We start from the raw sequence: 13,211 nt of genomic DNA on the forward strand, positions 1-13,211 counted from the left end.
CATTTTCCACATCACAAAATAATAACGTTAACGCTGCGAATATTCCGCATCCACCGGAATCCTTTCATGGTCCATCAACCCAGGAAATCCCTGAGCTGCCGCTGCTTGCGCAGGTCAGCCGCCAGACTGGCGAAGGGATTAAACAGCTTGGGAAAATTATCGCCCGCGGCTCGTGGTTTGATGAGATCAATCCGGCAACCTCGGGCCTGGTGCGATCCAATGTGCTGGCCGGCAATAACAGCCATCATTTGTGGTATTACCGGTTACAGACCATGGTCCTGACCGGGGAGAAAGATGAAGGATTGCCGAATATTAATAATCCTGGCATCGTGGCTCCGATACCCGACCCCGGTAAAGGCGAAACTGTCATATTGCCGCCGCCACCGCCGCCTGAGCCGGAACCGCCACAGCTCACACCTGCGCCACAAATCCCGACCTACCTCGCCCTGCCCAACATGCTGTATGCCCTCAACGACGCCATGCAAACCCGCTTCCACTTCGCTGCCCAACAGATGAGCATGGATGATCATCACAACCTGTTTGTGTATGGCTATAGCGGCGGCGAGCGTTATCGCAGTGCGCAGGGCGATAGCGATGCCACCAGCCGCTATCAGGGCTGGATGCTGGGTGCGCGCTGGACGCCTGAAGCGGAACAGAGCCCGCTGGCCTTCAGTGCGGGCGTGCACAAAGGCGTAGCGACTATGCTGTCGAATACGGCGGCCGGGCGCAGCCAGCTGCGTATGCAAACCCAGGGTATTAATGCGCTGATCGGCATTCAGCCGCCTGAGGGTTGGCAGCTGGAGATACCGCTGGGGCTGACGCATTATCGCGGCACCTTACGCCATGAAACCCAGGGTGAAGTGGCGCGGATCAGCACCGTTAGCGGCAATATCGGCGCAGAAGCCGGCTGGCGCTGGCAGCAGGATGCGCATAGCCTGATGCCGCTGGCCGCAGCCGGTGTGCAGTGGCTGCATGTTGCGGATTTCACCGAGCAACAGGGGGCACAGGTGAACTATCAGCTGGCGCCGCAGTTCAGCCTGGCTGGCGGGGTTAAGTATGATTATCAGCCGCTGTCGTCAGTGAAGATTGGGCTGGAGGCGCGTTATGTCTGGCACAGCGGCAGGCAGAATACGCTGGATGCCGGCGATATGCGCGGCTTGCCGATTGAGCGCGCCCGCCACAGCGCCCAGCTGGGCGGTTACGTCCGCTGGCAGCTGCATGAGAACGTCGAGATCGGCACGCAGTTGCAGGTGCAGCAGCGGCTGGATCGCCCCGGCGTGAGCGACTGGAATGTGCTGAGCGGAGTGAAAGTGGCGTTTTAAATTAATAATAAGGGAAGCGGTGGTGAATGGCTGGCGATGGATGGTTTGGTCGCCATAAATGGCGCCCCTACAACGATGCGGGACATGTTTTGTCGTCAGGCGCATTCATGCGCATCTGTGGCAAGGTTGCACAGCATCGTAGGGTGCGCATTCATGCGCACCGGCATGGAAATGTTTTCTTAGATAAACGTCATTGCGCAATAAATTGCGCCGCTACCATCCGTGCGGTTATCAGCGGCAACACATGGAAGGGATATCTGCATTATCCAGTCGCACAAACCGTAGCGGCGCGATTTATCGTGCAATTTCAATTACCGCACCGCGCCATCACGACGCCTGCAAATAATGCACTACCGACTGGTTCAGCGTGTCCAGCTTCTCTTCCAGCAGGAGAAGCCCTTCGCGGATGACCTCCTGATCTTCAGCGCTTTGGCAGGCGCGCTCGATCTGCCCGCACAGATCGTCGATCTCGCCGGCATAAATGATCTGCGCCGATCCGCCCAACCGATGCAGCGACGAGGCCAGCGCCGGCCAGTCCTGCGCATCAAAATAACGCCAGCACTGCTGCATATCGTTGCGGCTCTCCTCGCCGACCTTCTCCAGCATCTTCGCCACCATCGCATCGTCGTGATACACCATGGCGCGCAGCGATTCGAGCGACAGCAGCGCATCCAGCGCCGGCACTTCGGCGGCCGGCTCGTTGCTGCTCAGCAGCTCAGCCAGCTTGTCAATTTTCAGCGGCTTAAACAGGCAGGCGTTCATGCCCGCTTCAAGACAGCGCACGCGCACGTCCGACTGCGCATTCGCCGTCAGGCCAAAAATTTTCACCGCGTTGCCGCTGCGGCGCAGGGTCTGCGTCAGTTCGATGCCGCTCATGCCCGGCATATTGCAGTCGGTAATAATCAGATCGAACGCCTGATGCGCCAGCAGCGCCAGCGCCTCTTCGCCGCTGCTGGCTTCGCTGATCTGCTGGCCCAGCTCGCTGAGCTGGCTTCGCAGCAGCAGGCGGTTGGCCGGATGATCGTCGACCACCAGAATATTCAGCTGTGGCAGCGCACGGCTGCGCGCCACGCGGGTTTTCTCCAGCAGCTTGCGCGCCCGGCGTGCCGGCATCATTACATTAAGCTGAATCAGCGTGCCGCGTCCCGGCTGGCTGTTGAGGTTCATGGTGCCCTGCATCTTCTCCAGCAGCTGGGCGCTGATCACCAGGCCAAGGCCGGTGCCGGTCTGCTTGCGTCCCTCTTCGGTCTGGGCAAACGGCTGAAACAGTTTGGCCTGATCGGCAGCGCTGATGCCCACGCCGCTGTCTTCGATCTCAATTTCCAGCTCCAGCGAACCGTCTTCCCACTCATGGCCGATCACCCGCACTTCCACGCCGCCTTCGTGGGTAAACTTGATGGCGTTATTGATGTAATTGGCGATCACCTGGCGGAAGCGCGCGGCATCAATAAACACTTCCAGCCCCGGCGGCGTGTCGCTGTGATAGTGCAGCGTCAGATTTTTGCCGCTGGCCATGCCGTCAAATAACCGCACCACCGGCAGCACCAGCTGCTCGGTGCTGACCCACTCCGGCATCAGCTCCAGCTGACCGCTCTCAATCTTGGCCATGTCGAGGATATCGCCAATCAGCCCCAGCAGCGTGTTGGCCGACTCGTAGGCGATTTGAATGGCTTCGTTATCGCGCTGTTTGCGACCTTCCAGCTCCAGCAGCCCGATGATGGCGCTGATCGGCGTGCGGATCTCGTGGCTCATGGTGGCGAGAAACGAACTCTTGGCGCGGTTGGCTTCATCCGCCACCTTTTTCTCCGCCTGCAGCGCCAGCATCAGCAGTTCGTAGGCGGTAACATCCTGCCAGCCGCAGATCAGCCCGGTGATATTGCCCTGCGCATCGCGCTGCTCCTGCGCCCAGTGGTGCACCATGCGCGCTTCGCTGCCGTTCTCGATCTCAATTTCCAGATCCTGGGCGGTATCGCCCCACAGACTGTTGTGCGCCAGCGCCACCAGTTCCGGATCGTTGACCGCTTCCGGGCTCATCAGCGGATAGAGTTTGCTGATGAGCGGCGACAGCGGATGACGCTGATCGTAAAGCGAAAAGCTCAGGCGCTGCGCGTCGACGCCGGCAAAAAAGCGCTGAAACGCACCGTTAGCACTGACCACGTTCCAGTTGCGATCCAGCACATAGACCGGTGTTGGCAGGCCATTCAGCAGCGCATCGCGAAAGCGCAGTTCGGCCTGCAGGTCAGCTTCTGCGCGACGGCGATGCTTCACCTCTTTGCCGCGATAGTAAACCCACGCCAGACAGGCGATTAGCAGCAGCGCGGTCAGCAGAGTGATGGCGTAAAACTGCGCGCGGTACAGCGGCCAGGTGGTGCGCGTGGTCTGCGGTGTGCCCTGCCAGCGGCTGGCAATCAGCGAGATTTCGCTCGGCTGAATGTCGGCCAGCGCTTTATCAATAATGCTCAGCAGCTCCGGCTGATCGCGGCTGACGGCAAAGCTCAGCTCCACCGGCGGCAGCGCCAGACGCGACACGATCTTCAGCGGCTGCTGCGCGTAGCGCGCCAGTAACGTGTTCACGCTCAGCTGGTTATCGATCAGCCCGGCGACCTTGCCCTCCTGCAACAGTTGCAGCGCCAGGCTGGCGTTATCCACTTCAGACAGCTGCAGCGTGGGGAAGCGATCCAGCAGCGCCTGACGCGCCGGATTGCCTTTGACGATACTGAGCTTCATGCCGGGATAGAGCGCCTGCGGCGCATCAGGCTGGTCCGGCACCAGCAGCACCAGCGGCACCTTCAGGTAAGGCCGGGTAAAGCGCACTGCCTCCTGATGGCCGCTATCCTGTGCCACCGCTGCCAGCATCGCTACCTGATGCTGCTCCAGCTGCTGTACGCCGTCACGCCACGAATACGCCGGCACCGGGGTAAAAAACAGCCCGGTGCGCAGCTGGATCAGATGCAGCAGATCGGCGCTAATGCCCTGAAATTCACCCTGCTCATCCAGCAGCGCCAGCGGTGCGGAGAACGGATTGAACGCCACCTTCACCTGCGTATGCTGCTGCAGCCACTGCTGCTCGCGCGGCGTCAGGCTGAGCGGCTCCTGCAGGCGCCAGACGTCCGGGCGCTGCGTCCACTGCCGCGAAATCAACCGATGCTGTTCGCCGGGAATGGCGGCGATAGCGGCATTTAGCGCCTTTAATAGCGGATGATTGTCGGCTTTCACCACCAGACGGCTGCCGTACAGCGCGTCTTCCGGCAAAATCGCGGCCAGCGCCAGCTGATTGACATAGCTGCGCTCAATCAAAAACGTCGCCGCCTGCAGGCTGCCGAGCGCATAGTCCGCTTCGCCACTGGCTACCGCCTCCAGCGCCGCCTGGCTGGAGGGATAACGCACGATGGTGGCGTCAGGGAAATGCTGTTTAATTTCAGGATCTGTCAGGAAATCATCGCGCATCGCCAGGCGCAGCGGCGCATCGTACGGCACCGGCTGTGAGGCCCGCCGCTCGGTAGCAATCACCACCGGCCGATTGATCAAAAAGCTGTCTGTCGCACTGAAGGCCGCAGCGTCGCGCAATTCCCGGCCCGGTGAAGTAAACAGCGCATCCGCCGTACCGCTTTTCACCGCTTCCACCGCCGCGGCCTGGCTGGCATAACGCACTATCACCACCTGAACACCAAGGTTACGCGCCAGCAGTTGCAGATAATCGGCGTAAATGCCTTCTACGCTATTCCCGCTGCCCGTCGCCTCCTGAAAAATCAGGTAAGGCGGAATTTCTGGTGCCCACACCGCCACGTGTAGTTCATGTTTAATGCGTAACCAGCGCCACTCGTCATCGCTCAACTCAACGTGCAACGGTGCCAGCTTTTCACGGCTGAACAACTGAAAAATCTCGGGCTGCGGCTGGGCCGCCAGCAGCGGGCTTAGTAACAGCAGTAACAGGGTGGCCAGGCGCAGCATCGCTACTCCATATGGTTACGATTGGCAAAGGCAAAGAGATCGCGCAGGCTCTTGCATTGCAGTTTATCCAGCAAACGGCTTTTATAGGTAGAAATGGTTTTATTGCTGAGATTCATACGGTTAGCAATGCGCATGTTATCCAGCCCCTTCAACAGATAAGTGAACACCTGAAATTCCTGCGGCGACAGCGATTCCAGCAGCTGCTTGTCAGAGTGGATGTGATTCTCTTCCGCCGGCACATTAATACCGGCCAGCGGGAAGTAGCCATAGCCACTTTGCGCTGCACGGATTGCGGTGATGATTTCCGGCAAATTGTCCTTTTTACTGATAAAACCATTCGCTCCGCAGCGCACACTCTGTACCGCATAAAAGTTCTGATTCTTACCTGAGACGATAATAATAATACCCGGAAAACTCTTAGCACGCAGCGCTTTAACCACTTCGATGCCGTTCAGCGAGTGAATATCAATATCCATCACCACGATATCCGGATAATGCTGATCGATAAGCTGCAGCGCTTCATAACCATCATCGGTTTCGGCGACCATACTATGCCCTTCTTTTTCAAGAAGAAAGCTTACCGCCATGCGGGCCATAGGATGATCGTCGACGACAATAAATTTCGCCATGTTTTATTTCCTGACGTGACCTTAAAGAGAAAAGTTAATTACCTGACTATTAGACTAATAAATTCAACCCTGAATCAACCACAATCAAATAACAAAACGTAGGTCGCGTCCTACACACCACCGATGAACATTCCCATATCCCTGTGTGTAATTTAATCGTAAGATCTGACCATCGCGAATTAATTACTCTGCGAACAATATGAGTTGTATTTAAATGTAAGGGCGTAAATATGGGAAAGGAGATTCCAGTGAAAGCAGGCAGTGATAATAAGCCGAAGAGAATCATTATTGCGCTCAGCTGCCATTTTGCACTGACCGGTTTACGTGCGTTGTGCCAGCCGCTGAAGGATTGCAGCGTACAAACGCTGCAGATTGCGCCGGAAACGGTAGCGGAAGAGCTGATGTTCAACCACGCCGATTTACTGATTACCGAACTGCCGCGTGACGCCGCCGGCCTGGCCGAGCTGCTGCTGATTCCCGAGTGGTTTAAAGGCCATACGCTGATTCTGCTGGATGAAGAGACCGAGCCGATGCGTCAGACGCTGGTGGCCGCCGGGTTCTCTGCGGTGATGAGCAAAAACGATCGGGCTGAGGTACTGCAGCGCAGCATTGGCCAGCAGCTGCAGCGTAAACCGTCGCGCTACGATTACGCCGCACCGGGCCGCAATGCGCTGGCACGCGAAAAACGCGTAATGTGCGCCCTGCTACGCGGCATGAAGCCAGCACGCATTGCGCGTGAAATGGGCCTGCACCCGCGTGAGATTAGCCGCAGCAAGGTCAACAGCCTGGCGCGCAGCGGGTTTCCCTCGCTGAACGCGATGCTGGCCTGCACCGGCCGCCGCCCGATTTAAGCAGCAGGAAAGCGCCGCAATAAACCGCATGTTGCAAAGCACATATAAATTCGTAGGGTGCGCATTCATGCGCACCAGGACAGCGCAGCAATAAAACCGAGCACTAACCGTAGCGGCGTAATTTATTGCGCAATCTACTGCGGTGCGGCTGGCGGACTCGCGCGATAAATCGCGCCGCTACGAAACCTGCGGTCTGGAAACCGGGCACCTGAATGGCGCAGCCATATCATCGCTGCAACCGGTGCGACTGAACACTCTGCCACCCGGACGGCACAGCAATAACAACACGCACCAACCGTAGCGGCGCAATTTATTGCGCAATCTACCGCGTTGCGGCTGGCGGACTCGCGCGATAAATCGCGCCGCTACGACACCTGCGATTTGCAAATTGGGCACCTGAATGGCGCAGCCATAATGCCGCTACGACACCTGCGGTCTGGAAACCGGGCACATGAATGGCGCAGCCATAAACCGCTGCAACCGGCGCGACTGCACACTCTGCCACCCGGACGGCACAGCAATAACAACACGCACCAACCGTAGCGGCGCAATTTATTGCGCAATTGACAGCGGTGCGACAGCCAGATTCACGCAATAAACCGCACGTCGCAAAGCGGTTATAAATCCGTAGGGTGCGCATTCATGCGCACCTGGACAGCGCAGTAATAACACCGCGCACCAAACAGCGCGGCAAAATAATTACACAATCATTAATTCGCAGGATAATAAAAATTACAGACCGGTCTTAATTGACACGTAACCTTTAAAATATTAACCACTGTCTCAGACATTTTTTAATTTAATTCTTAAGACAGGGACTACAGAACACCGATGAACATTCGCATAGTGACACAGGAACTTTCGCTCTATTATAACTTCATCGCTTAGCAGCAACACCGCTAAAAGATAATAAAGCAATAATCTGATTACCTGCGCTGTTATCACTAATAGCCTGTAAGAGAAGACAGCCACATTATTTTTAAAGGACATTAACCCAGCACACTATCGGGATAATGCCCATCGCCTTCTCCGTTTTATTTATCAGGGAAGAAGGTTATTAAACACAACGAAGGAAATAAACCATGATGAACAAAATGATGAAAACCGCCTGCGCCCTCGCTGTGCTGGCGGCCTCGGCCAACGTAATGGCTGAAAGCATAGAGCTGAAAGTAATCGGAACGATTACTCCGCCAGCGTGTAAGCCGATGCTTGCCGGTAGCGGTACGGTTGATTTTGGTACTATCGCGCCAGCGTCTCTCAGTAAAGACAATTATACCGTCCTAGCGGATAAAGAGACCACGCTGAATATCGTGTGTGATGCACCTGCAAAAGTGGCGATTAAAGCGGTTAGCGGACGTAAAAATACCACTTTATCAGATGGTGCCGAAGGCACTAACGGCGCAGCGAAACCGCTGGTGAATCTGGGTCAGTCAGCCGACTTCGGCGTGGCCGGTTTGGGCATGGACGGCGAGAAAAAAATTGGTGCCTACGGCGTGGTAGTGAGCGATGTAGTAGTAGACGGTGTCAACGGTCGGCCAATTAAATCCGAAGATAAGCAGACCTGGTCCGACAGCAATGCAAACGGCCTTTATCAGGCTAGTGGCAATGACAATTTCATCACATGGAGTAACGGTACTGACGTCGCGCCACTTTCTTTTGAAAATATGAATGCCAAGCTGACGGTGAAAACTTATCTGAATAAGTCTTCAGAGCTCGATCTTACCAAACCAGTAAATCTTGATGGTTTGACGACAATCGAACTGGTTTACCTGTAACTTTATAAGTTATCAGCTAGCTGCATTAAGAAACAACAACTCAAATAATCACAATCAAAATAATCAATAAGGAAATAAACCATGAAAAAGATGATAAAAAATGCCTGCGCAGTAGCAGTTATGGCTGCCTCATTCGCGACTATGGCGGAAAGTACCGACATGCGTGTTATTGGTGCAATATCTCCTGCAGCGTGTACACCTAACTTAAGCGGCAATGGAACGGTAGACTATGGCACAATCGCTGCCAATGGCTTATCTGCTGATAATTATAATGCTCTGCCAGCTAAAGAAATTAGCCTAACGATTGCATGTACTGCACCAGCAAAAGTTGCCTTGAGCGCAATCAGTGGCCGCAAGGGTTCAGCATTAGTATATTATAATGCAGAGGGCGCAGCGGGCTCAGGCAATGGTTTTATCAAGCCTGGATCTCCTTCTTATGCTGGTTTTGTAGGATTCGGTCTCGACGGTGAAAAACGTATCGGTGCTTATGCTTTAACTTATAGTAACGTTACACTAGATGGTGTAGTTGCTAATGTATCTTCAAGTTTTGATAAAACAGCATGGTCTAAAAGCACTAACAATTCAATTTATGATAACCAAGGAAGAATTAAATTTGATACCTGGTACACCGGTGAAGAAGCGATCCCATCTTCATTTGAAACCATGAGTGCAACTATTAATGTATATTCATATTTAAACAAATCCTCTGAACTTGATATTTCCAAACCAATCAAGCTGGATGGATTAACCACTCTGGAAATGGTTTACCTCTAAAAGTAAAGGCCGGAAAACCTCCGGCCATTTTTAATGTTTTATTCATTTTTAGCCGGGAGAAAATTATGTCTAACTCAACTTTACGTTATTGGCTGCTCATTGCTGCTTTACTAATCCCATACTCTTCCACATTTGCCACCGGTATGGTGCCAGATAGCTCAGTAGTAATTGTTGAACAAAGCGATGGTGAAGGGGCGATTAATATTAAAAATACGGATGCTACCCCCGTTTTGCTACTGACCACGCTGCAGGACACGCCAGACGATAAAGAACCGCTGCTGACCGTGACGCCGCCGGCGGCGCGCGTCGAGCCGGGCAAATCGCAGCGCGTACGTTTTATTCTTACCACCAAAGAGCCGCTGAAAACCGAACGCCTGAAGCGCGTGGTGGTGGAAGGCGTGCCGCCGCAGAAAAAAGACTCCAGCGAAGTGCGCATGACGGTGCGGCAGAACCTGCCGGTGATCATCCGTCCGGCCGGTCTGGCCAAAGAGATGGCACCGTGGAAACGCCTGAACTGGAAAATGCAGGGCGACCAGCTGACCGTCAGCAATGACTCACCGTACGTGGTGCGCCTGAACCAGGCGGTGCAGACGCTGCCCAACCGCAACGTCTACATGCTGCCGAACAGCTACGTGCTGCCGGGCCAGACATTTACCCTGACGGCGCAGGACGGCAAAAAAGCCGGAAATGCACAACAGGTACGCATCTCTCCGGCCACCACCTGGGGTTACAGCGTCGACACCTACGACGCGCCGCTCGCGCGCTAATGGAGTGAGCCGTGCCTGGAATTAACACGACACGACGTCTGCTGCCGCGCCCGCGCCTGCTGTGCGCGGTACTGTTCCCGGCGCTCTGCTGCTTCTCCGCTTACGGTGCTGAGGAGCTGGAGTTTGATAGCGCCGCGCTGGCCGCGCGCGGTATCGACCCGAAACTTGCGGCGCTGTTTAAAAATGCGCCGCGCTTCCTGCCCGGCGCGACCACGGTGGCACTGCGCGTCAACGGCGCTGAACGCGGTCGGGTGCGAGTCACCTTCGATGAGCAGGGCGAGCCTTGTATCGATCGCACCTTCCTGAAAGCCGCCGGCCTGCTGGTGCCGCGCGGCGTCAGCGACGACGGCTGTTTTGATCTGAAAAGCGCCTGGCAGCAGGCGGAAATCAGCGCTGATCCTGGCGAAGAGCGGCTGTCGCTGCTGGTGCCACAACAGGCGCTGGCCGCGCCGGATCAGCATGATAGCTGGCAGCACGGCGGTGCCGCCGGCATGCTGAGCTACGACGCGCAATACCTCGATTCGATTGGCAAAAACGCCGGGCTCAACTTCATGCAGGTTGGGCTGGAAGGCGGATTTAACGTCAGCGACTGGATTGTGCGCAGCCGTCAGACGGTATCGCGCTTCAACGGTGAAGTCTCACTCAACCATCAGGGTGCCTATGCCCAGCGTAGTTTTACCCAGACTAAACAGGTGCTGCAGGTGGGCCAGATCAACCTGCAAAACTCGCTGTTCGGCACCGGCCAGGTGCTGGGGGTGCAGCTTTTTCCTGAGCTCGGTCTGGAGAAGCGCGGCGGCGCCGGGCTGGTGGAAGGCATCGCGAACAGCGCGTCGGTGGTCGAAGTACGCCAGGCGGGCGTGCTGGTGTACAGCACCAGCGTGCCGGCCGGTCCGTTCAAACTGCAGGGTTTCTCCCTGCTCAATACCCGCAACGATTTGCAGGTAACGCTCACGGATACCCAAGGCAATAAGCAGGAGTTCGTGGTGCCGGCTGCGTCGCTGCCAATGAGCAGCGGCAGCGCACCGGGCCTGTCGATTGGCGTGGGTAAAATGACGCAGCTGGCGAGCAACGCCGGTTCGCCGTGGGTGGCCACGCTGTCGCGCGGCTGGGAACTGAACGCGCGCAATATTTTCACCGCCGGTCTGATGACCACCGCGCAGTGGCGCGCCGCCGCCATCAGCCTCAACAGCCAGCCGTTCAACCGTACGCAAACCCAGCTGCAAATCACCGCCAGCCAGGATGCGCGCCACGGCGATCGCGGCGTGTCGGTGTATAGCGCAGTGAGCCAGAAAGTCAGCGAGCGCATCAGCCTGAGTCTCAACGCCGCCACCCAAAGCAAGGGTTACAGCGATATGGGCGATGCGCAGCAGAATGAGCGTCGTCAGCGTGATTACAGCAGCCGCGACCAGATTGGCGCTGGCATCAGCTGGGCCGGTGGCGATGTCGGTACTTTCTCACTCGGCTGGGCACGCAGCCGCACGTTTAACGGCGACAGCATCTCGTATCTGCGCGGCGGCTGGAGCAAATCGTTTGACCGCGCTTACCTCAGCCTCAACGTCGAACGCAGCGGTGGTGGACGCAACAACACGCCAGAGCAGCGCGTTTATATGGCGCTCAATGTGCCATTTGGTGATTCAAAAACCGTCAGCAGCTACCTCAACCACAGCGATAAAAATGGTGCCCGTGCCGGTGCGCGTTACAACGACCGGCTGTCGCAGGATCGCAGCTGGAGCCTGTCGGCCGAGCGCGACTTCCGCCAGCAGCGCGACAGCCTGAGCGCCGGTATGGATATGGTGACGCCGGTCAGCCAGCTGAGCGGCAGCCTGAGCCGTTACGCGGAAGACAGCACCAGCTGGTCGCTGCGTGCCAGCGGTGGCGCAGTGGTGCACGGCGGTGGCGTCACGCTGTCGCCGTATCGCATCGGCGATACCTTCGGCATTGCCAAAGTTGGCGACGAGCGCGGCGTGCGGCTGGATACGCCAGGCGGCCCAACCTGGACGGACGGACGCGGCTATGCGGTCATTCCATCACTCAGTAGCTATCGCCGTTCTCAGGTGCAGATTGATGCACGCAGCCTGAAGAAGAACGTTGATATCGCCAACGGCGTACAGGAAACCAGCGCCGCACGCGGGTCAGTGAGTTATCTGGCGTTCGATATCGTACGCAGCCGCCGCGTACTGGTCGACGTGAAGGATAACGTCGGCAAAGTCCTGCCGTATGGCGCCAGCGTGTTCGACGCCAAAGATAACTTCGTGACGGCAGTGGGCAGCGACGGCAGCATCTTTATTTCCGATGCCGGTGACGGTGGCCGCATGGAAGTGCAGCTGGGCGGCAAAACTATTTGCAGCTTCGATCTGAAGTTGCCCGCAAAGCCGCAGGACGCCGGACTGTTTGAAAACGCCAGCGCGCAGTGCAGCTAACAGGAGAGAAGAAGATGAAGCATCTGTTTTACCCGCTCGGGCTGACACTGCTGCTGTGCCAGAACGCACTGGCCAGCCTGCCTACACTGCCCCAGGTGGCGCAGGATACGCCCTGCTCGCTGTCGCTCGGCACGCAGGAAGTAAACTATGGTCGCCAGACGCGCTATCAGCTGACGGACGCTGGCGGCGGTCAGCTTTCGCCCGGCAAACGCGAGCTGCTGCTCGGCGTGGTGTGTCCGTATAGCCAGCCGATGAAACTGGCACTGCGTGGCGATCGCGCGCTGGATGGCGCACTGCGCTGGGGTGAGCACGGCAGCGTGCGGCTGCGGCTGTACGACGCGCGGCTCGACGGCCAGCCGGTCGCGCTGCTTCAGGAGCAAAGTGGCCAGAGCAGCGAAAGCCTGCTGCTGCGTCCCGGCGAGCCGTTCAGCGCGGTGCAGAACGGCAATGTGGTGGAAGGGAAAGCCTTTACCGCGCAGCTGGAAATTGTGCCACTGCTGCCGGAGAGCGCATCACGCGTGGCGCTGCAAACCGACAACGAAGCACGACTGACCCTGGAGCTGCTGCGCTAACTCCGCGCTGCACCGCTCCGCCATTCCCGCAACGGGCGCACTGATGCGCCCGTTTTTTTACGCCATAAAAAGGAGAACAGACATGGCACACTTCCGACTTTCCCCTCTCTCTTACAGCTGCGCGCTGGCGCTGCTGGTTGCCAGCGGTGC

Annotated in this window: 9 protein-coding genes; 7 read left to right on the forward strand and 2 right to left on the reverse strand. The window is 57.0% G+C overall.

Features of this window, described 5'->3' with window-relative positions:
• Nucleotides 1-1,322 (forward strand): autotransporter outer membrane beta-barrel domain-containing protein (locus tag FT726_RS23435; RefSeq protein ID WP_346303533.1); only part of this gene is annotated, 1,322 nt, incomplete at its 5' end.
• 327 nt (nt 1,323-1,649) lie between these two features.
• Here the strand turns inward: FT726_RS23435 and FT726_RS23440 are convergent.
• Together FT726_RS23440 and FT726_RS23445 are read right to left on the reverse strand one after the other, a co-directional pair.
• Nucleotides 1,650-5,273, reverse strand: a complete 3,624-nt coding sequence (locus tag FT726_RS23440) for a response regulator (RefSeq protein ID WP_346303534.1) — start codon at nt 5,271-5,273, stop codon at nt 1,650-1,652.
• A 2-nt stretch (nt 5,274-5,275) separates the two neighbouring features.
• Nucleotides 5,276-5,902 carry a response regulator gene (locus tag FT726_RS23445; protein ID WP_346303535.1) on the reverse strand — a complete coding sequence of 209 codons (627 nt, stop codon included), beginning with the start codon at nt 5,900-5,902 and terminating at the stop codon, nt 5,276-5,278.
• Nucleotides 5,903-6,150: 248 nt separating this feature from the next.
• Between FT726_RS23445 and FT726_RS23450 the strand changes: the two genes are divergently transcribed.
• The 6 genes from FT726_RS23450 (at nt 6,151) to FT726_RS23475 (ending at nt 13,061) form a co-directional block, all read left to right on the forward strand.
• The gene (locus FT726_RS23450; RefSeq protein ID WP_288424412.1) at nt 6,151-6,753 is read left to right on the forward strand and encodes a hypothetical protein; all 603 of its coding nucleotides are present in this window, start codon (nt 6,151-6,153) and stop codon (nt 6,751-6,753) included.
• Nucleotides 6,754-7,835: 1,082 nt separating this feature from the next.
• Nucleotides 7,836-8,528 carry a DUF1120 domain-containing protein gene (locus tag FT726_RS23455; protein ID WP_288424409.1) on the forward strand — a complete coding sequence of 231 codons (693 nt, stop codon included), beginning with the start codon at nt 7,836-7,838 and terminating at the stop codon, nt 8,526-8,528.
• An 81-nt stretch (nt 8,529-8,609) separates the two neighbouring features.
• Complete coding sequence (locus FT726_RS23460; protein WP_288424406.1) at nt 8,610-9,302, forward strand: DUF1120 domain-containing protein; 693 nt, start codon at nt 8,610-8,612, stop codon at nt 9,300-9,302.
• A gap of 65 nt (nt 9,303-9,367) precedes the next feature.
• A complete protein-coding gene (locus tag FT726_RS23465; protein ID WP_288424403.1) occupies nt 9,368-10,069 on the forward strand; it encodes a fimbria/pilus chaperone family protein in 702 nt (233 codons plus the stop codon).
• An 11-nt stretch (nt 10,070-10,080) separates the two neighbouring features.
• Entirely contained in the window at nt 10,081-12,489 is a 2,409-nt protein-coding gene (locus FT726_RS23470; RefSeq protein WP_288424400.1) for a fimbria/pilus outer membrane usher protein, read from the forward strand.
• Nucleotides 12,490-12,503: 14 nt separating this feature from the next.
• Nucleotides 12,504-13,061 carry a hypothetical protein gene (locus FT726_RS23475; protein ID WP_288424397.1) on the forward strand — a complete coding sequence of 186 codons (558 nt, stop codon included), beginning with the start codon at nt 12,504-12,506 and terminating at the stop codon, nt 13,059-13,061.
• Nucleotides 13,062-13,211: the final 150 nt, after the last annotated feature.

This window comes from Pantoea sp. Morm, from assembly GCF_016643525.1.
In the GTDB taxonomy this organism is placed as follows: domain Bacteria; phylum Pseudomonadota; class Gammaproteobacteria; order Enterobacterales; family Enterobacteriaceae; genus Pantoea; species Pantoea dispersa.